Genomic DNA, 19,901 nt, shown 5'->3' with positions numbered 1-19,901 from the left:
TCTCCCGCCGCCCGACACCGCCAGCCGACGCTCACTCCCCGCGCTCGTAGACGCCCTCCGTTTCGAGTCGAGCGCGCTCGCGCACCACCGACGGAGTCCGACAGAGACCGGGCGCGCCGGTCACCTGCGGGACGGTGCAGTTGTTGCAGCTCTCGCAGAGCGCACGCGCGCCGTCGCCCGACACCGACTCGCCGAGCAGCCGCGCCCCCAGCCGCGGCTCGGCGTAGAACGGCCGGCCCATCCCCACCAGATCGCAGGCGGGTTCGCCGTCGGCCCCGCCGCCGAGCAAGCCCTCGCACGTCTCGCGCTCGCGGATCCCGCCCTCGCAGAGGACGGGCACGTCCACCCGGCGGCGCACGCGCCGACAAAGGGCGGCGTTCCAGCCGGGCTCCTGGGGGAAGCGTCGGCTCTGCAGGCGATTCAGCGCGGCGACCACCCTCGCCTTCAGCGGGCTCCCCAGCGCCGCGGCGTAACCCGACTGGAGGTCGGCGTGCTCCCAGGCCCGCTCGGGGTAAGCACCGCGCACGACGCTCATGTCCCAGAACGTCGAGACCTCCACGGGAACGACGGCGTCGTAGCCTGTCTCGGCTACCCGTTCGCAAATACCGATCGCGTCCGTCCGCGAGAGCCGGCGGCGGACGAACCGGGGCGCGGCGGTCTCGGCGGGCACCTTCGTCACCAGCGGGATATCGCCGGCGTGCTCGCGGACGGCGTCGTGGACCGCTTCGAGGAAGGCCACGCCGCCGCTGCCCGGCGGTTCTCCCGAGCGCGTCCCGAACTCGTCGTCGCGGCGGTTGTAGAACGGCGACAGGAACTGCTGGACGACCCCCATGTTCGCCCCGGAGATGTGGATCCCGTCGTAGCCCGCGTCGGCGGCGTAGCCCGCTGCCTCCCCGAACCGCTCGGCCAGGTCGTACACCTCCGCGGTCGACATGACCCGGGGATGGAAGTCCACGAGTCCAAGCCGGTCGAGCGCGCGCAACTGCGGTGGCGGCCGCGAGACGGCCAGTTCCTCGTGGTCGGGGTTCCGGGCGCGGTGTTCGGCGTGCCAGACGGCGAGGCTGCGCAGGCCGCCGTGGCCCAGCTGGACGAAGATCCGGCCGCCGCGGTCGTGGACGGCCTCGGTGAGTCGGGCACAGCGGTCGACGAACGCGGGGTCGTGAAAGCGGGTCATGTTCGGCGCGGCACAGCCGCTCTCGGCGGTGACGACGCTGGCGCCCTGGAATATCAGGCCCACGCCCGACGCGGCCGTGGGTTCGAGCTCGTCGACGAGGGTGTCGACGGCGCCGGGGCCGTTACCGGCGCACTCCAGCAGCGGCGCGCGGTAGAGGCGGTTCGGCAGGTCGACCCCGCCGATAGAGACGGGGTCGTCGAGCGTCGCCATACCGCGGCTAGCCGAGCGGACAAGTAAAGCCTACCCCTGTCGTATGGTGACGACTACCGATCCATCGGCGTACGAACCGTCTCGCAGTTATTTACCGCCGATCCGACTCCCTCCGATCGATGACCGAGCGCATCCTGCTCTCGCTCGACGGGAGCGCGACCGAGGGGGACGGGGCGGAGACGACCGACCGGGCCGAGGCGACCGACCGGGCGATCAACCACGCGCTGGCGTCGGCCGAGCGGACGGGCGCCACGGTTCACGCGCTGTACGTCGTCGACACGGGGCGCTACGGCGAGCCGGCGCTGTCGAGCGCCGAGATCTTCGTCGACGACGCCGAGGACGCGGGCCACGAGCTGCTCGCCGCCGTCGACCGGCGGGGCCGCGAGCGCGATATCGTCGTCCGGACCCGGTGCTGTCACGGCCGTCCCAACGAGGAGCTGCCCGCCTACGCCGCCGAGATCGACGCCGACGCGGTCGTGCTCGCCGGTCGACGCCGCCCGGGCCGGGTCCGGCGCGAACTCGAACGGGTCGCCGACACCGTCGTCGCGCCCGGTGCGCTCGTCGGGGGGTAGCCGTCCGCCCGGCGGCCCGCGGCGCCGCCCGACCTCGGGTCGCGGCAGTCGGGTTGCGTATCCACCCGTGAGACACTTCTCCCGTCCGCCCCAGGTGCGGGTATGCGCGTCGCAGTCGCCGGCACGTTCGGACCGATCCACGACGGACACCGCGCGCTCTTCCGGAAAGCGCTCGAACGCGGCGACGAAGGCGTCCTCGTCGCGCTGACGAGCGACGAGTTCGCCCGGGGCAAGCGCGAGCGCCCGGTCCCCGACTTCGCCGACCGCCGCGAACGGCTCCGCGTCGAACTCGACCGGGTAGACGAGTGGGGCCGCGACGTGGAGATCCGGGAGTTACACGACGAACACGGCATCGCATCGACGGAACCGACCCTCGACGCGCTGGTCGTCTCCCCGGAGACGGCCCACGAGATCGCCGACATCAACGCCGAGCGGGTCCGGCGGAACCTCGCCCCGATGGAGGGGTTCGTCGTCCCGTTCGTCCGCGCGGCCGACGGCGAACGCATCTCCTCGACGCGACTGGTCGGCGGCGAGATCGACGAACACGGCGAGCTGTCGGCGGGCGAGGAATCGCCTCCCGACGGGGCGTCCGGCGACGACTCCGGGGACGACGCGGCGGACGCCTGAGCTCAGCGGACAACGGTCACCGGCAGCGACGACCGCTCGACGATCCCCTTCGCGACGCTACCGAGGACACGCTCCTGAGCCTCCGAGAGGCCGCGGTGGCCGACGAAGACGCCGTCGTACCCCTCGGTCGTCGCGAAGTCGGGGATCGTCCGCACGGGGTCGCCGTACAGCAGCTCGGCGTCGATATCCAGTCCCGCGTCGGCCGCGCGCTCGACCGCGTCGTCCAGCAGGCGCTCGCCCCGCCGCTCGGCGTCGTCGACGCTCTCGACGACGGGCCGGTCGTCGTACTCGGCGCGGTCGGTCGGCGGCTCGGTCCCGCCGGTGTCGTACACGTCGGGGTCGACGGAGTGGACGGCGGTCAGCGCGGCGCCCGCGGCGGTCGCCATCTCGACGGCGTGGTCGAGCGCCCGGTCGCTCTCGCTCGAACCGTCGATCGCCACTGCGAATCGCATGTGCTACCGTAGGGCACGAACGGCCCTGAGCCTTTCTCCCGGACGCGCCCGCTCGCCGCTCACACTCCCCGGTCGCTACTCGTCGTCCTCGGTCCCGTCTTCGTCCGCTCGAACGGTCAGCACCGGCACGTCGGCGGTGCGGACGATCTTCTCGGTGACGCTGCCGAGGAGGTACCGCTCCAGCCCGGTGCGGCCGTGGGTGCCCATGACCACCAGGTCGACCCCGTGGTCGTCGACGTAGTCGAGGATCTCGCGGTGGGGGCTGCCGGTCGCGACCGACCCCTCGGCCGCGACGCCGGCGTCGCGGGCCCGAGTCGCCGCGGCCTCGGTCGCCTCTTCGCCCATCTGCTCGAAGGACTCGACCATGTCGACGGCGCCGGCCTCGGTGCCGAGCGACGCCAGGTCGACGACGTACAGCGAGTGGATCGTCGCGTCGAACTGGTCGGCCAGCTCGATGGCTTCCTCGAGCGCCGCGCTCGCGCCCGCGCTCCCGTCCGTCGGAACGAGGATGTCCTCGTACATGTGTGACGGTTCGACTCGGGGGGTTAAACTGGTGACGGCCGGGCGCGCCGGGAACTCACTTCGCCACGTCGAGCAGCGCGACCCGCTCGCGAACCACGTCGGCCAGCGACCCCTCGACCGCGTCCAGCTCGGCGTCGCTCACCTCGAAGTACTCGCGGACCCGGTCGGCGTCGAACGCCCCGAGCGTCTCCGCGGATTCGATCCGACCCGGTCCGTCCATCCCGCGGACGGCCGCTGCGGCCCGTCGTTCGGCCTCCGCGGCGCTCCCGTCCGCCGCTTCGGCCCCGCTGTCCACTTCGTCCTCTCCGTCCCCTTCGGTGCCGTCCCGGGCGTCGACGAGGACGACGGCCGGGCACTCGCCGTCGCTGACGCCGAGTTCGAGCGCGCGGTCGATCTGGCGAGTGCCGGCGGCGTACAGCAGGATCTCGACCGCGCGATCGCGGGCGACGTTCTCGCCGCGGGCGAGCGCCCGGTCGGCCAGCTCGACCGCCCGGACGAGATGAGCACGGTCGACGACGTAGCGCGCGTCGAACGCCTGGACCGTCACGCCGTGTTCGCCGCCGATCTCGCCCAGGCGAGCGACGAACGCGTCCAGGTCCTCGACGGTCGCGACGCCCTCGATCAGCTCCATCAGAAGTCACCCAGGCTCGACTGGTCCTCCTCGTCGTCCAGCTCGGTGCCCGCGGCTCCGCTCCCGTCGGCGCTCGCGCCCCCCTCGCTCTCGTCGGGGCGGGCGCTGTCGTCGGGGTCGACGCCGTCCATCGAGGGGTCGCGGTGGCCGGCGTTCTCCAGCACCGTCTCGGCGGTGCGCTCGCGCCCGCGGAGCGCGCCGAGCACCACGGCCTTATCGGCCTCCCGGAGGTCGGCCCGATCCTCGATGCCCGCGTCGAACAGCCGGCGGGCGCGCTTGCGGCCGACGCTCCGAACGCCCGCGAGGTCGGTCAGCTCCTCGCGGACGCCGTGTTCGGCCCGGACCCGCGCCTCGCGGATCGCCGGCGCGAGCCCAAGGCCGAGTTCGCCGGCCAGCGATTCGGCCGCGCCGAGCAGCCACTGGGCGGTCTCGACCTTGCCGCGCACGTCGCCGGGGCCGACGCCGTAGCGGTCGGTGACTACCTCCTCGTCGACCTCGCTGGCCCAGTCTTCGAGCATGCGCGCGGTCTTCAGCGCCGAGAGCCAGTCCTCGAAGGCGGGGTCGAACTCGCTGGGCATCGACCCGAGGAACTCCGCCTCGCGCTCGAAGGCGAGCATCTGATACTCTTCCTCGTCGCCCGAGCGCAGGTAGAGCTCGTACATGTCCGGCGTGCGCGCGACGAGGTGGTACAGCCCCATCGCGGTGGGGTCCGGTCGTTCGGCCTCCTCGTCGCCGTCGCCGTCGTCGGCGAGATCGCTCGCGGTCGTGAACCCCGGCGGCTCCTCGCCCTCGGCGGCCGCGTCGGCGGCCGGTCGATCGGCCGCGCTCGCCCCGTCGTCCGCGCGGGCGCGGCCGTCGCCGCGTTTCCAGGCGCGCAGACCGTCGATGATCTCCGCGGCACTCATCGGATCGAGGTAGAGCCGCGAGACGGTGTGGCCCAGCGAGGTCGCGGCCAGGTCCCCGCCGTCGCGCTCCATGAACTCGTTCAGCTCCAGGTACTCGATCATGTCGTCCATCACGCGCTCCAACCGACCGCGCTCGGTCGTCTGGGAGGCGTACAGCGTCCCTTCGAGGAATTCGAGGAGTCCCTCGCGGGAGTTGGCGAACCCGGAGGCGACGGTGGCGAGGATGTGCGTCCGCAGCGCGGGCTCGGCGGCGAGTTTCGACTCGACGGGCTCGGGGTCGGCCCAGACGTACCGTTCGAACAGCTCGTCGAGTTCGTCGTGGCTGTTGGCGATCAGCAGCGCCTCGCCGTATGGGTCCAGTCCGGGTCGGCCGGCCCGTCCCATCATCTGGTGGACCTCCAGCACCGACAGGGGCTGCATCCCGCCGGCGGTGCCGTCGTAGCGGCGCCAGTCGCGGACGACCACGCGCCGCGAGGGCGTGTTGACCCCCGCCGCCAGCGTCGGGGTCGCGGAGACGACCTTCACGAGCCGGTCGCGGAAGGCGTCCTCGACGAGCGAGCGGTGCCCCGACGCGAGGCCGGCGTGGTGGAAGGCGGCGCCGCCCTCGACGGCCTCGGCCAGGTCGTCGCTCGTGTCCGTGTCGCTCACGTCCCGGATCTCGTCGGCGATGTCCGCGAGTTGCTCGTGCTCGTCGGGCGTGAGGTGCGGCTCGACCGTCGACGCGAGTCGACCGGCGGCCGCCTCGGCGTTGCGGCGGGAGTTGACGAACACCAGCGTCGACCCCTCGTCCTCCAGCGTGTCGCGGACGATCGCGGCGGTGGGTTTCTCGGAGTTGCGCACCGGGAGCTCGCTCTGGCTCCCGTCTTCGAGGTGGAGCGCCTGCCCGTAGTGGACCCCCTTCTTCAGCTCGATGGGGCGCCAGTCCGAGTCGACCAGCGCGGCGTCGAGCCACTCGGCGAGCGCCTCGGCGTTGCCGATGGTCGCCGACAGCGCGACGGTCTGCAGGTCCGGGTTGAGCTGGCGGAGCTTCGCCAGCGTCACTTCGAGGGTGGGACCGCGCTCGCCGTCGTCGACGAGGTGGACCTCGTCGCTCACGACGCAGGTCAACTCGTCGAGCCACGGCGCGTCGTTCCTGACGAGCGAGTCGACCTTCTCGCTGGTCGCGACGACGATGTCCTTCGTCGCGAGCCAGCCGCCCTCGGACTCGTAGTTGCCGGTCGAGACTCCCACTTCGAGGCCGTACTGTTCGAACTGCTCGAACTCCTCTCGCTTCTCGCTCGCCAGGGCGCGCAGGGGAACGATGTACAGCGCCTTCCCGCCGCGCTCGACGGAGGCGAGCATGGCGAGCGTGGCGACCAGCGTCTTCCCGCTGGCCGTGGGGACGCTGGCGACCAGGTTCTCGCCCTCGGTGACGCCGGCGTCGACGGCCTCGGCCTGTGGCGGGTACAGCGACTCGATGCCGTCCGCGCGCAGGTGGTCGGGCAACCACTCGGGCACGGCCGGGATGTCCGCGACGTCCATTACGAGCGTGGTAGTGCGCTCCGTGATTTAAACTGTCGGGACCGGCTCCCATCTTTTTCCCGCCGCGGTTTCCTCGTCGCCAGCGCCTCGAAGCGAACGGCCGTGCCGTGAGCGGGCGGTGCCGAGAGCGCGGATCTCCCGCTTGGTTCGAGAGAGCGAGGCTCTCGCCCGATCCCGAAAATCGGAATTTTCGGGGACAGCGACCGCGAGCGCGTCGAGGGCGTTCATCGCATGCCGCCGAGCGCGGTCGCCGTCGGTCGACTCCCTTCCAAGCTAGCTCGACCGGACACCACTGCTCGACTCATACCTCGAAACGAGCGAGCCGCTGGCGAGAAACGAACGACCGGACCCGAGAGACGGGCCAAAACGTGCTATCCGTCCGCGCTTACGGGACCACGAGGGTGGTCAGGCGACGTTGAATCCCTTGTCTCGAAGGAAGTCCTCGACGCGTCCAGTGTGGTTGCCCTGGAGCTCGATGGAGCCGTCCTCGACGGTGCCCCCACAGGCGAACTTCGACTTGAGGTCCGACGAGAGGCTGTCCATGTCGACGTCCTTCGGGTCGAATCCCTCGATGATCGTTACCTCTTTCCCGTATCTGCGCTCGTCGATGTGGACGCTGATCTCCTGGGAGTCCTTGGCCACGTCCTCGCAGACGCAGAGCTCCTGGGGCAGCCCACACGTGGAGCAGACCTCAGACATACTGACCCGCGCGTTCGGTCTCGGTGGTTGACGGGCTGTGACTGAGGTCGTGCGGCGTACTCGCCTTGTTCAGCGAGCAGACTTCCGACATTACGCATCCGCCTACGAAATCGACCTATTAAACACTGTCGGGACTTCCCACGGTCGCCGCCCGACGGCGATCCCGACGCCGGGGACCGCGCCGCCCGACGACTCGGCCGGCGCCCACTCCGCGGCTCAGGCGCCGCGCCAGCCGACCATGTCGTCGACCAGGTCGACCGCCTCGTCGGCCTCCTCGCGGGTGACCCGGCCGGCGTACTTCGCGCGTTCGCGGACGGCCGCGACCTGGGCGGCCCGCTCGTCGGCGCCGACGGAAGCGAGGTACTGCCGCGGCGTCTCCTCGGGGCGGCGCGGGCGATGGCGCTCGGCGAGGAGGTACTCCAGGCGGTCGAACGCCCGCTCGGCGTCGGTAGCGGGGTCTTTCGTCGGCTGGTAGCGCAGCCACACCGCCCGGTAGACCCGGCCGGTGACGCCCGTCCGCCGGAGCGCGACGACGGCGCCGACCAGGACGATGACCGACAGCGTCGCCTCCGCGCGGGTGGGCGGCTGGCCGCCGAACGGTCCGGCGGCGCCGTCGTCGCTCCCGTCGTCGCCGCCGCCGGGCGGGTCGGTCGGCGGGCGCGTGATGGTCGGGCCGGAGACGGTCACGTTACCTGTGGGGCCGCCGCCGGGACGGGTGATCCGGTCGGGGACGGTGACCCGGCCGGGGGCCTCCTGCACGGGTTGCTCGGCTCGCGGGGTGAGCGGCGCGGGGGTGGCCGTCGGGGTCGGCGTCCACTCGCCGGAGCCGGTGTCGTTCGTGTCCACGTCGGTGCGGTTGTCCTCGCGGGCCTCGGCGAGTTCGCCCTGCTCGGTGGCCTCCCGCGGGCCGGCGGGGGTCGGGTCGAAGCGCACCCAGCCCACCTCGGGGAAGAACACCTCGACCCAGGCGTGGGCGTCGTAGCCGCGGACGACCCACTCGTCCTCGGCGACGCGCTCGCCGGACGTGTAGCCGACGGCCATCCGCGCCGGGATGTCCTGGGACCGGAGCATCGTGGCCATCGTCGTCGCGAAGTAGGTGCAGTAGCCGGCGTCCATCTCAAAGAGGAACTCGTCGGCGACGTTCCCGCGGGGCCGGTCCACGTCGAGCGAGTAGTTCTTGTTGTTCTCCAGCCACCGCTCGACGACCCGCGCGGTCGCGTAGGGGCTGTCGGCGCGAGCGGTGATCCGCTCGGTCCGCTCGGCGACGCGGTCGGGCGTGCTGGAGGGCAGCCGCGTGAACCGCTCGGCGACGGCCGAGGGGTAGTCGGTGCCGGCCGACCGCAGGTCGCGCGCGCTCGCGACGGGGACGCGGCTGGTGACGCTGTAGCGCTCGCCGCTCGCCAGCGACCCGTCGAGTTCGAGCCCGTCGAGGTCGGTCACGCGCGCCCGGTCGGACACGCTCCCCCCGACCTCGACGGGTTTCCAGGCCGCCGGCAGGACGCCGATCTCGTCGATGGCGGTGTAGGTCTGGTCGACCGTCCGACTCTGGCCGGGTGGCCCCTGGATGCGACCGTTGTAGGAGTAGCTGCTGCCGGTGCGGATCCAGCCGTCGCCGGTGTAGCGGTCGTAGCTGCCGATCTGCCAGTACGACTCCGTGTCGCTCTCGACGCGGAACCGCACCTCCGGCGACAGCGAGAGGTTGCCCGCGATGCCCAGCTGGCTGTCGGCCTCGACGAGGTTCGCCTCGACCGTGCCGCCCGGGCCGCCGGTCTGGAAGCTCGACCAGGTGTCGGCGGTCCGCGAGGGGCCGGCGGGCACGACCGGCGCGACCGCCGAGAGGAGGATGAGCGCCGCCAGCAGGACCGCCAGCGGCTCGGCCGCCCGCAGGGAGTCGCCCCGCCGGTCCATGTCGCCGACGGCGACCGCGACGATGCCGCCGACGACGCCGACGAGCGTCGTCACGTTCGACGCGTCGCCGGTCAACACGAGGAAGCCCAGCGTCGCCCCGCCCGCGACGACGCCGCCGACGTAGCGCCGGCGCACGGCCAGATACCACGTCAGAAAGAGCGGGCCGGGCGCGACGCCGAGCACCCACAGGTCGACGTTGGTCACCTGCAGCAGCGACCGGCCGGTCATCAGCGCGACCGCGTCGGTCACGAGCGGGACCAGCGGCGGCTGGCGCGGCAGGCTGAAGATGTACAGCGTCAGTCCGGTCGCCAGCAGCCCGACCGCGACGAACGCCGCCCAGCGCAGCCGTAGCGACCGCGCGAGCAGCGTCGCCGCCCCCAGCGTCGCCGCCCCGAGGACCACGAACGCCAGCGGCTCGCCCGTCACGTCGATGAACCGATAGAAGACGGAGCCGTAGGCCGCGATCAGCAGGCCGATCCCGCCGAGCGCGACGGCCCTGACCGGGTCGAGCCCCTCCAGGTCGAGCGCGGCGTCGGCCGCGCGCGTCTCCGTGCTCACGACCCGACCCCCCGGGCGGACAGCGGGTTCTCACGGCTGGCCGTGACATCCTCGAAGTCGCGCTCGTCGGCGCCGAAGGCGAGGGTGACGCCGTCGGCGGTGCTCCGGACCACCACGTCGGCGTCGGCCAGCACGTCGTCGTCGAGGGCGTACGTCTGGAACGGCGAGGTGAAGTCGGTGTTCGTCTCGGCGAGCGTGGCGAGCAGCCGCTGGCGGTGGCCGTCGCCCCGGCCCAGCCGGACGTGGGCGTCGGGGAGCAGGAGTTCGACGGCCAGGCCCGCGTCCAGCGCCATCACGGCGACGCTGGCGGCCGCCGCCGCCATCTCGTCGATCGATCCCGCGTCGCCGACCGCCGCGATGGTGACGTCGTCGTCCTCGACGCGGTTGTCGGCGAACTCGGTGACGTAGATATCGTCGGGGGATTTCGCCGTCGACTTCCAGTGGACGTCCCGCAGCGGGTCGCCCGGCGCGTACTCGCGGATGGAGTCGAACTCCTGGCGCTCGACCTCCGAGCGTTCGAGGACGTGCCGGAGGATCGCGTCCCGGCCCGCGACCTGGTACACCGGCGGGTAGACGAGCACGCGCGTCGTCGACCCGGCGCGGCTGGTCCGCTCGACCAGCCCGAGCATGTCCCGGACCCGGACCTCCAGCGGCCCCAGTTTGTGACGGCCCCGCTCGACGCAGGTCAGCGAGTACGTGAACGCCGTCGGCAGCGACGCCTCGGCGCTGGCGCCGTCGGCGTCGAGCCCCTCGGGGACGGTCTCGTCGATCTCGGCGACGCCGCCGCCGTCGACGTCGACGGTCACCTCGCGGGTGTCGCCGGGGAAGCCGGCCGGGACGCGGTCGCGCTCGGCCGTCGGCGCCGGCGTGCGCCACAGCTGGACCGCCGAGGCCAGCAGGACCACGACGGCGGGCGCGGCGACGGCGTTGAGCGCGCGGGCGCCGTAGGTGATCGCCAGCGCCTCCGCGAGGACGACCACGCCCAGGACGCCGTAGCCTCTGCGTGTCAGCCGCATCACTCGACGCGGACGGATTCGAGCGCGTTCTCGACGACGGCCCGCGGCGTCGTCTCGTCCGTACTCGTCCGGATGCGATGCGGGAAGACGACCTCGGCCTCGGTCTGCACGTCGTCGGGGATGACGTAGGCCCGACCCTCCAGGATCGCCCGACCCTGGGCCGCGCGCAGCACTGCGAGGCCGCCCCGCGGACTCACGCCGAGTTCGGCGTGACGGCGGGTGAACTGCGACAGGCGCGTCACGTACGCGCGGACGCTCTCCTCGACGGTGACGTTCGCCGCCGTCTCCCGGGCGCGGCGGAGGTCGTCCAGCGTCGCCACAGATTTGAGCTCGTCGATGGGGTGGTGGCCGACCATCCGGTCCAGCATCTCCGTCTCCTCGTCGCGACCGGGGTAGCCCAGGTGGAGCTTCTTCATGAAGCGGTCGAGTTCGGCCATCGGCAGCTCGTACGTGCGGTCGCGTTCGACGGTGTTCTGGGTCGCGATGACGGTGAACGGATGGGGCAGCGAGTGGGTCTCCCCGTCGACGGTCACCTGGTCTTCCTCCATCGCTTCGAGCAGCGCCGACTGCGTTTTCGGCGGTGCGCGGTTGATCTCGTCGCCGAGGACGACGTTGGCGAAGACGGGGCCGGGGCGGAACTCGAAGGTCTCGGTCTGCTGGTTGTAGACGTTGACGCCGGTCACGTCCGAAGGGAGCAGGTCGGGCGTGAACTGGACGCGCTTGAACGAGCCGTCGAACGACCGGGAGACGGCCCTGGCGAGCATCGTCTTGCCGACGCCGGGCACGTCCTCCAGCAGGATGTGCCCGCGCCCGAGCAGGGCGGTGAGGATGTGCTCGATCTCGCCGTGGTGGCCGACGATCACCTGTTCGACGTTGTCGACGACCCGCGAGACCACCGCCTGGGCGTCGTCTACGTCTTCGACCGTGCTCTCCTGGCGACCGGAGACTGGGGTGTCTGTATCTGTCATTGGTGGCTACGGCTCCGACGCGCCGCCGAGCGCGGAGGCGACGGCGGCGACCGGGGAGTGGGACGGCGTCCCACGGGACGTTCGGTATCATGGCTTACGGCCGGAGATAAGTAACGTTTGTTCCCCATCTTTTTCCCGGAGGGGTGGGCAACCGGGCCCACCCCTCCGGCAAAAACATGGGTGAAAAAGGCCGCTCGCGCCGTCGGCGCGAGCGGTGAACCGGCGCCTGCGGCGCCGGATGCTATCTGCAGGTGACGGCTATTGCGGTTGCGGGTAGTGGTGCGGTAGCGGTTGGCGCGTGCTGTCGAGCGTGCCCGCCTCCTGGCGGGCCGCTCGAAACAGTCGCGCGAGGGATGAGCGAGGGGAACGGAGTGACGGAGCGAATCGGCTGGGGAGGCTCGTGGCCGTCTGCGGTCGCTGTGCGGGGCGGTTTGTGGTTGCGGTCCTGGCGGACTGAAAGGGCGAGGCGCGCTCGCGCTTGCGTGGTCGTCTGAGCGGGCCACTATCCGCGCGGGCGGTGCCGAGAGCGCGGATATCCCGCTCAGCGACCGCGAGCGCGGCGATGGCTTTCATCGTTCACCGTTCCCTGCGGTCGCGACTCCGGCTAGCGAGCGCGGCGAGGGCTTTCATCGCCTGCAGTACCCGTCGAGTGCGGTCGCTGTCGTTCGACTTCCTTCCACGACTCGTCCAACAGAGACAACCCATAAACGAGCACATCGAATCGAACGCGGTCCCGTACCGATCCGAATCCTGAAGACCTGGGGTGGCCAACCCATCGGTCAATGCACGTCAGCATCGTGGGCAGCGGCTACGTCGGGACGACGGTCGCCGCCTGTCTGGCCGACCTGGGGCACGACGTGACGAACGTCGACGTCGACGAGGACATCGTCGCCGCGATCAACGACGGGGAGTCGCCGATCCACGAGCCCGGCCTCGCCGACCTCGTGGCCGAACACGCCGGCGACACCCTCCGGGCGACCACCGACTACGACGCCGTCCGCGAGACGGACGTGACCTTCCTCGCGCTGCCGACCCCCTCCGAGGCCGACGGCGCCATCGACCTGGCCTACATGGAGGCCGGCGCCGCCTCGCTCGGCGAGGCGCTCGCGGAGAAAGACGACGACCACCTCGTCGTCGTCAAGAGCACCGTCGTCCCCGGTTCGACCGAGGAGGTCGTCGCGCCCGCCATCGAGGAGGCGTCGGGGAAGACCGCCGGCGAGGGCTTCCACGTCGCGATGAACCCCGAGTTCCTCCGCATGGGCACCGCCGTCGAGGACTTCCTCGACCCCCAGAAGGTCGTCTTCGGCGCCCGCGAGCCCGCGGCCTACGACACGCTCGGCGACGTGTTCGCGCCGCTCGTCGCCGAGAGCGACGCCGCCGTCGTCGAGACCGGTCTCCGCGAGGCCGAGATGATCAAGTACGCCAACAACGGCTTCCTCGCAGCGAAGGTTTCCCTCATCAACGACATCGGAAACATCTGCAAGGAGTTCGACGTCGACGCCTACGAGGTCGCCGACGCCATCGCTCTGGACGACCGTATCGGCGGGAAGTTCCTGCGGTCCGGTCTCGGGTGGGGCGGTTCATGTTTCCCAAAAGACACGAACGCCATCATCGCGGCCGCGCGCGACGCGGGCTACGAGCCGCCCGTCCTCGAAGCCGCGGTCGAGGTGAACGATCTGCAGCCCGAGCGCCTGCTCGGGCTGCTCGACGAGCGGGCGGACGTGGCCGGCGAGCGGGTCGCGGTGCTGGGCCTCTCGTTCAAGCCCGGGACGGACGACGTTCGGAAGACGCGGGCGGTGCCGGTCATCGAGGGGCTCCAGGAGCGCGGTGCGGAGGTGGTCGCCTACGACCCGGTGGCGACCGAGAGCTTCGACGAGCACTACCCCGATATCGAGGTCGAGTACGCCGACAGCGCCGCGGAGGCGCTCGAGGGCGCCCGCGCGGCGGTCGCGGTCACCGACTGGGACGAGTTCGCCGCACTCGACTCGGAGTTCGACGCGATGGCGACCCCGCTGGTCCTCGACGGTCGCCACATTATCGAGCGTCGCGACGGCATCGAGTACGTCGGGCTGACGTGGTGAACGGCGGGTCGACGCGGTGAGCGGCGGGCCACGTGGGGAGTCCGCCGATCGTCCGGTCGGTCCGGGTCGCCGGTCCGGACCCTATTCCGTCGTTCGCTCCCGACTGAAGCGACGGTTCGCGGCGAACACCGCGGCCGCGGCGACGACCGCCACGACGAGCACGCGCGGGTCCGACGTGACGTAGAGGCTCGGCGTCGGCGGCCGCCACCAGGTGACCGGGTAGAGCCACGGGCCCGCGCGGCCGTCGGCGTACACCCGGAGCCCGTCCAGGACCAGCGATAGCGCCCCGCCGGCGACGAGATACGCGTACGCCCGTCGCCGGTACCGGGGCCCGAACGCTAGCGCGATGGCACCTGCGACCAGGGCGACGCCGCCCAGCGTACTCACCGCGCTCCAAGTGAACGGCGCTCCGAGCGCGCCCTCGACGGCCATCGAGTCCACGACGAGGTCGACCTTCACGAGGTCCGGGATCGCGCCGCCGCACATCCCCACGGCGACCCACTGCGGCGTGATCCGGTCGACCCGCCAGCTCGCGACAGTCAGGACGACGTAGGCCGCGAGGACGTGCGTCAGCAGGTCAGCCATCGGCGCGCACCTCGCGGTCGTCCGCCCGCACCTCGAACGTCAGCGATCGCCAGTCCACGCGCCAGCGGCGGAGGAACAGCCCGACGACGAGCAGGGCGCCGACCGCAGACGCGGCGTACTTGTACCCCTTCGACCCGCCCGCGGGGTTGACGACCGCGACGGTGGACGCGTCGACGATTCGCCCCTCACCGAGGGTGCCGTACACCTGGACGACCCCGCCGGGCCGGACGCGCTCGGTGAAGCCGTGGACGGTCATCTCGAAGGTCCCCTCGTCCGAGTCGACCCGTATGGTCGCCCGGTCGGCGGCCGCGTCGACCCGCCGGACCGTCCCGAACAGCAGCGTGTCCTCGCCGACGTGGCTCCCGTAGTCCGTGGCGAGGGCCTCGGTCTCGGGGTACGGGCTGTGGGTCGGCGCGGTAGCGTCGTAGTGGACGCAGAGCCCACCGAGGACGCCCAGCAGCGCGACCACGCCGACGAGTCGAACCAGCGGATGCACGCTCCCGTCTCGCGAGGCCGACGCCAAAACGGTTTCGCGGCGGGACCGGCCGCCCGCGACGGCGAACCCCCCACTCGCCCCAGTTCGACGGAGGTATATCGCGACCGCGTCTCACCTCCCCCATGCGCCAGTTCGTCGTCCTCGGCCACGACGCGCCGACGACCCCCGACTTCTCGCTCGACGACATCGCCGGCGGCGCCGGCCGCCTCGACGTGCTCTGTCGCTGCGTCACCTCCGCGTTCTTCCTCTCGCACGACATCCGCGAGGCCGTCCGGGTCCACCTCGTGCTGGCCGACGAGTTCACCGTCACCTTCGACGGCCGCGAGCTGCGCCGGCTCAACCCCGACGAGCGCTCGACCGCCGCCCTCGTCCGCGGCGCTCTGGAGGAACGCGAGGAAGCCATCGGCCACCAGCCCGTCGAGACCTCCCCCGGCGTCTCGCTCACCCGCAGGGGCTTCGAGCCGACTCTCGACGCCGCCGCCCGCGACGGTACCGTCGTCCAGCTCCACGAGGACGGCGACCCCGTCGTCGACGCCGAGCCGCCGTCCGACCCCGTGTTCGTCCTCTCGGACCACCGCGATTTCACCGACCGCGAGGCCGACCTGCTGGCCGAGGCGGCCGACCGACGCGTGCGGCTCGGTCCCCAGGCGCTCCACGCCGACCACGCGATCACGGTGGCGCACAACTACCTCGACACCGACGGCTTCACCGAGTACTGAACCGTTCGTCGGCGTCGACGGGTTCCGAGCCGCCCGCCGTCGGGCGATGGCCGCGGTTCGGAACTGTTAAAAACGGCCAGTGTCTCTCTACAGGTGCTACCAGCACGGGCCGGTGGGGTAGCTTGGTATCCTTCGGCCTTCGGGTGGCCGTAACCGCGATTCGAATTCGCGCCGGCCCACTTTTCCACCCTCTCACTCCCGGAGCGGACGCGCTACGGAGCCGTTCCCGCAGTGCTGCCTGACGTGCTTCGAACCGAGTACACGGCGCTCGAAAGTCTGCCAGGACTCGGCATATCACGCGGCACACGTCTCGCCGGCGAACTACCACACCCCGAGAGAGACACGACCGTTAGAAATTTCTGCCCAGAAGTCGACGCAGACGTAATGGATCATCTCGAAGAGATCTCCGTGGGGGAGCTCCAGGACGCGCTCGACAGCGTCGAGGGGAGCAAGCCGACACAGCGGCTGTTAGCGGCAATCGCCTACAAGAACGGCGTGACGCAGACCGAGCTCGCGGAGTGGCACGGCACCGGTCGACGAACGATCTACAACTGGCTCGTGCGTCTCGACACGGACGAACCGCTCGATCAGGCAGTGACCGATGATACTCGATCTGGTAGGAATCGAAAGCTATCCGATTCAGAACAGGACGAGTTCGAGCGAACCGTTCGCGACCCACCGGGCGAAGTCGGGATCGACGCGCCGGCGTGGTCTCCCGCGCTCGTCCAGCGATACCTCGAAGAGACCTACGGCGTGGAGTACTCGCTCCCGAGCTGCCGGCGGCTGTTGAGAGAGGCCGGATTGCGCTATCGAAAACCCCGGATATCTGACGCCGAGGCCGACGAGCCCGAGCGATCGGAGTCACGCGACGGAGCCGGGCGAAGCGACCGACAGTGGCGGCCGCAGTGATTCGCATCCACCGGACCGAGATTTCGATTTTTATATTGATAGTTTCTACTATCAATACATAGGTGTCTCCAGAAAAGTTCGACAGCGGGCCCGGTGGCTATCGCAAATCGAGCAACTATTTATAACGAAAACTCGCGGGGACCGTGGTCGGCACTGCCCGCAACCCTTCGTCTCGTGAAACTGTTTCCGGCAATGTCGAATAGATTTATAATGTCCGAACGTGCAATCTCCGATAGAGGACGCGTTATGGAACTCGAAACCGACCCCCCGGTCAAATCGACGCGGGTGAGCTTTCACATCGTCGAGACGCTCCGCGAACTCGGCGGGACCGGTGTGACGACGGTGGCCGACCACCTGGACATCCCGCGAAGCACGGCCCACGACCACCTCCGGACTCTGGAACAGCTGGAACTGGTGATCAACGACGACGGCACGTACAGGCTCGGGACGCGGTTCCTCGAGTTCGGGCGGAGTTCGCGAAACGATATGAAGATTTTCGAGGTGGCCAAGCCCGAGCTTCGGGAGCTGGCGGAGCAGACGGGCGAGCACTCGAATCTCATGATCGAGGAGCACGGCTGGGGGGTGTTTCTCTACAAGACCGAAGGGGAGGACGCGGTGAAGCTCGACACGTACAACGGCTACCGCGTTCACCTCCAGACGACGGCGCTGGGCAAGGCGATGATGGCACACATGGACGAGGGGCGCGTCCGGGCCCTCGTCGAACGCCACGGGATGCCCGCCATCACCGACCGGACGGTGACCGACGAGGCGGCGCTGTTCGAGCAGCTCTCCGACGTCCGTGAGCGGGGGTACGCTATCGACATGGAGGAGCGCGTCACCGGCGTGCGCTGTATCGCCGCGCCGCTGCTCGTCGACGACGAGGTCGTCGGGGCGATCTCCGTCTCGGGCCCGAAAAACCGGATGCAGGGCGACCGGTTCGACGAGGAGATCCCCACCAGGTGCTCCGGGCCGCGAACGTCATCGAAGTCAACATGACTCACGCGTAGCGCTCTCTGCAACGCCGCCGCGAGCGGGCGGTGCGCCTTACATCGCGACGGGTCCGCCAGCGAGACCCACTCGTCGGCGATCGGCCCCTGCCGGTTCCCGCTGTTGACTCCCGCCAACGACTGCCCGCTCTCCCGGTATCGCGACCGGCTCGAACCCATATCTCCGGTATTACCGGACGTATCGGTGGCGTCCGTTCCGCGGGACCCCGATGTCGCCGACCCGCTCTCGTTGCCGCGGATGCGGTCTCGGGGCCGAGAGCGGGGCGCGAGGCGTCGCCGCGAGTCGCACGTCGGATTACGATCGTAGTCGTGTAATCGACAGCGCGGGTCGGCCGCCGAACCCCTCCGCTATCGCGCCCGTCGACGAGTTCCGACCGGTGGTCCGTCCGGGCGGTCGCTTCCGGTGGGTCGCGATCCAGTTCGGTATTACCGGACGATTATGTGTGGATATCGGGCACGTATTCGGACACGACCCCGTCAGCAGACTCGTATCCGGGTGATAGTGGGACTGGCGAGGAGGAGACGGAGCGATAGCTGTCGGTAATGCCGGACGGGTGGCGTCCAGACGCCGCTTCCGGGAGAGTCCCACGCGGGGTCTCCGGACCGGTTCGTCGACGCAACGGCTGGCGAGCCGTCTCGAAAAGAAGTCGTGACCGATGGGTCGGTCGGCGCCGTCCGAGGGAGCGGTCGTCTACCGCTCCCTCGCCAGCGACGGCGCGCCGTTCGTCACCGGCCGCCCGCTGTACGTCGACGGCGGGTGCGCGGTGCCGTGAGTCGCGTCGGTCGGTCCGTCACACCGGGGTGAACGTCCACAGCTGGTGGCTGCCGCCGTTGTCGCTCCACTGCTGGACGTTGTCGCCGTCCGCGGTGCCCGCACCGGCGACTTCCGCCAGGAGACCGCTGTTGGCGTTGACGAGGCGGTACTGACCGCCGCCCGCGTCCTCGATGGTCCAGGCCTGACACGGGTGATTACTGTTGCTGTACTGTTGGACGTTGTCGCCCTCCGCCGTCCCGGCGCCCGCGACCTCCAGCCAGAGGCCGCTGTTGACGTTCGTGATCGCGTAGGTGCCGTCGCCGTTGGCCGTGACGGTCCAGTCCTGACAGGCGTGGCCCGTGTCGGCGTACTGGCGGACGTTGTCCCCGTCCGCGGTCCCGGCGCTGGCGACTTCCAGCAGTTTCCCGCTGTTGGCGTTCGCGATGTGGTAGGTGCCGTCGGCGATGGGGCCGCTGCCGCCGCCGCTCCCGCTGTCGTCGCAACCGGACGGTTCGCCGGGGGCGGGGGCCTGGGAACTCGGCTCGCCGTCGCAGGCGATGACCGGCCAGTCGTTGTCGTCCCACTCGATCCGGTCCTGCATCATGTAGCGCGTCTCGTCGTCGGCGGTCGCCTCGACGTGGTAGAAACACCACCAGTCGCCGTCGGGCCCCTGGAAGACGTCGTTGTGTCCCGGGCCCGTGAACTGGTCGTTGCCCTCCAGGATGGGGACGCCGTCGTGTGACCCCGAGAGGTCCCGCAGGTCCGTCCCGTTCTGATTGTAGTACGGCCCCGTGAACGACGTCGCGCGGCCGCATTCGAGGCGGTAGGTGCTGTCGTACCCCTCACAGCACTGCCCCGAGGAGTAGATCAGGTACCAGTAGCCGTTGTCCTGGAGCATCACCGGCCCTTCGATCGAGTCACCGGCCATCTGGAACTCCGTGCCGGGGACGATGTCGTCCATCGGGTCGTTCATCTGGACGGCGTAGAGACCCTCGTAGCTCCCCCAGACCAGCCACGGTTGCCCGCCGACCATCACCGTGTCCGCGTCGATGCAGTTCGTCAGGTCGAGGTCGCCGCTCTGGATCACCGGTCCCTGGTCGGTGAAGGGACCGTCGGGCGTGTCCGAGGTGGCCAGCCCGATGCCGGCGTCGTCGCTGCCCCAGACCGACAGCGAGTAGTAGAGGTGGTACTGGCCGTCGTGGTACCGGATATCGGGCGCCCAGCAGCCCGGGTCCGACTCCGTGGGATGCCAGCCCGGCGTCTCCGTGAGCGCCGGCGCGACGTACTCCCAGTTGTACATGTCCGTCGACTCCGCGATCGGGATGATGTCCTCCGGCGTCTCCGTCCCGTAGGCGTAGTAGGTCCCGCCGTCCTCGATGATCGACACGTCGCCGAAGCCGATCGGCCCGACCGGGTTGTGGTAGTGTGTGTCACTCTCGTCCGCACTGGCGGCCCCGCTCGTTCCGAGACCACCGACGGCGACCGCCGTCCCCGCCCCGATCGATTTGAGTACGCTGCGCCTATCTAACGACCTATTGTCATGACTGTCGGTCATGCAACCGCTAGCATATAACGTGTATATATAAT

At 70.4% G+C, this 19,901-nt stretch carries 16 protein-coding genes, 1 tRNA gene and 2 pseudogenes; 7 read left to right on the top strand and 12 right to left on the bottom strand.

Features of this window, described 5'->3' with window-relative positions; genetic code table 11:
• Positions 1-31: 31 nt before the first annotated feature.
• Positions 32-1,384: an oxidoreductase gene (locus tag HZS54_RS07760; protein ID WP_179921604.1), complete on the bottom strand. Its 1,353-nt coding sequence runs from the start codon at positions 1,382-1,384 to the stop codon at positions 32-34.
• Between the two features lie 119 nt (positions 1,385-1,503).
• Here HZS54_RS07760 and HZS54_RS07755 point away from each other — a divergent pair, with 119 nt between their 5' ends.
• Entirely contained in the window at positions 1,504-1,956 is a 453-nt protein-coding gene (locus HZS54_RS07755) for a universal stress protein (RefSeq protein ID WP_179921602.1), read from the top strand.
• Positions 1,957-2,058: 102 nt separating this feature from the next.
• Positions 2,059-2,583, top strand: a complete 525-nt coding sequence (locus tag HZS54_RS07750; RefSeq protein WP_179921600.1) for a phosphopantetheine adenylyltransferase — start codon at positions 2,059-2,061, stop codon at positions 2,581-2,583.
• Positions 2,584-2,585: 2 nt separating this feature from the next.
• On the opposite strand, the gene HZS54_RS07745 is transcribed toward HZS54_RS07750, so the two are convergent.
• The 8 genes from HZS54_RS07745 to HZS54_RS07710 all read right to left on the bottom strand — a co-directional run bounded on the left by HZS54_RS07745 (position 2,586) and on the right by HZS54_RS07710 (position 11,763).
• Positions 2,586-3,035: a universal stress protein gene (locus HZS54_RS07745; protein WP_179921598.1), complete on the bottom strand. Its 450-nt coding sequence runs from the start codon at positions 3,033-3,035 to the stop codon at positions 2,586-2,588.
• 75 nt (positions 3,036-3,110) lie between these two features.
• The gene (locus HZS54_RS07740; RefSeq protein WP_179921596.1) at positions 3,111-3,557 is read right to left on the bottom strand and encodes a universal stress protein; all 447 of its coding nucleotides are present in this window, start codon (positions 3,555-3,557) and stop codon (positions 3,111-3,113) included.
• Between the two features lie 55 nt (positions 3,558-3,612).
• Complete coding sequence (gene cgi121 / locus HZS54_RS07735; RefSeq protein ID WP_179921594.1) at positions 3,613-4,188, bottom strand: KEOPS complex subunit Cgi121; 576 nt, start codon at positions 4,186-4,188, stop codon at positions 3,613-3,615.
• A complete protein-coding gene (locus HZS54_RS07730; protein ID WP_179921592.1) occupies positions 4,188-6,614 on the bottom strand; it encodes an ATP-dependent DNA helicase in 2,427 nt (808 codons plus the stop codon). Before HZS54_RS07730 ends, cgi121 begins: the two co-directional genes overlap by 1 nt.
• A 405-nt stretch (positions 6,615-7,019) precedes the next feature.
• Positions 7,020-7,313 (bottom strand): stress response translation initiation inhibitor YciH, encoded by a 294-nt coding sequence (yciH, locus tag HZS54_RS07725; RefSeq protein WP_179911012.1) that lies wholly within the window; start codon positions 7,311-7,313, stop codon positions 7,020-7,022.
• Between the two features lie 216 nt (positions 7,314-7,529).
• Positions 7,530-9,779, bottom strand: coding sequence for a transglutaminase TgpA family protein (locus tag HZS54_RS07720; protein ID WP_246391840.1), 2,250 nt, complete (start codon positions 9,777-9,779; stop codon positions 7,530-7,532).
• Positions 9,776-10,795: a DUF58 domain-containing protein gene (locus HZS54_RS07715; protein ID WP_179921590.1), complete on the bottom strand. Its 1,020-nt coding sequence runs from the start codon at positions 10,793-10,795 to the stop codon at positions 9,776-9,778. Before HZS54_RS07715 ends, HZS54_RS07720 begins: the two co-directional genes overlap by 4 nt.
• Positions 10,795-11,763: an AAA family ATPase gene (locus tag HZS54_RS07710; RefSeq protein WP_179921588.1), complete on the bottom strand. Its 969-nt coding sequence runs from the start codon at positions 11,761-11,763 to the stop codon at positions 10,795-10,797. The genes HZS54_RS07715 and HZS54_RS07710 overlap by 1 nt, the downstream gene beginning before the upstream one ends.
• A 782-nt stretch (positions 11,764-12,545) precedes the next feature.
• Between HZS54_RS07710 and aglM the strand changes: the two genes are divergently transcribed.
• Entirely contained in the window at positions 12,546-13,844 is a 1,299-nt protein-coding gene (gene aglM, locus HZS54_RS07705; protein WP_179921586.1) for a UDP-glucose 6-dehydrogenase AglM, read from the top strand.
• An 81-nt stretch (positions 13,845-13,925) separates the two neighbouring features.
• Here the strand turns inward: aglM and HZS54_RS07700 are convergent, their stop codons facing one another.
• Together HZS54_RS07700 and HZS54_RS07695 are read right to left on the bottom strand one after the other, a co-directional pair.
• Positions 13,926-14,429 carry a metal-dependent hydrolase gene (locus tag HZS54_RS07700; protein WP_179921584.1) on the bottom strand — a complete coding sequence of 168 codons (504 nt, stop codon included), beginning with the start codon at positions 14,427-14,429 and terminating at the stop codon, positions 13,926-13,928.
• Positions 14,422-14,925, bottom strand: coding sequence for an OB-like fold-containing membrane protein (locus tag HZS54_RS07695; protein ID WP_179921582.1), 504 nt, complete (start codon positions 14,923-14,925; stop codon positions 14,422-14,424). Before HZS54_RS07695 ends, HZS54_RS07700 begins: the two co-directional genes overlap by 8 nt.
• Before the next feature lie 122 nt (positions 14,926-15,047).
• On the opposite strand from HZS54_RS07695, the gene trmY reads away from it, so the two are divergent.
• The 4 genes and pseudogenes from trmY to HZS54_RS07675 all read left to right on the top strand — a co-directional run bounded on the left by trmY (position 15,048) and on the right by HZS54_RS07675 (position 17,560).
• Entirely contained in the window at positions 15,048-15,644 is a 597-nt protein-coding gene (gene trmY / locus HZS54_RS07690) for a tRNA (pseudouridine(54)-N(1))-methyltransferase TrmY (protein ID WP_179921580.1), read from the top strand.
• A 106-nt stretch (positions 15,645-15,750) separates the two neighbouring features.
• Positions 15,751-15,823: transfer RNA gene (locus tag HZS54_RS07685), tRNA-Pro, on the top strand.
• A gap of 205 nt (positions 15,824-16,028) precedes the next feature.
• A pseudogene (locus HZS54_RS07680) lies at positions 16,029-16,491 on the top strand (winged helix-turn-helix domain-containing protein); the annotation flags it as partial.
• 308 nt (positions 16,492-16,799) lie between these two features.
• Positions 16,800-17,560, top strand: a pseudogene (locus tag HZS54_RS07675) (IclR family transcriptional regulator).
• 791 nt (positions 17,561-18,351) lie between these two features.
• Here HZS54_RS07675 and HZS54_RS07670 read toward each other — a convergent pair.
• Positions 18,352-19,869: a family 43 glycosylhydrolase gene (locus HZS54_RS07670; RefSeq protein WP_179921578.1), complete on the bottom strand. Its 1,518-nt coding sequence runs from the start codon at positions 19,867-19,869 to the stop codon at positions 18,352-18,354.
• Positions 19,870-19,901 lie beyond the last annotated feature (32 nt).

It is taken from the genome of Halosimplex pelagicum, from assembly GCF_013415905.1.
Taxonomy (GTDB): domain Archaea; phylum Halobacteriota; class Halobacteria; order Halobacteriales; family Haloarculaceae; genus Halosimplex; species Halosimplex pelagicum.
This window is presented reverse-complemented; position numbering and strand designations above follow the sequence as displayed.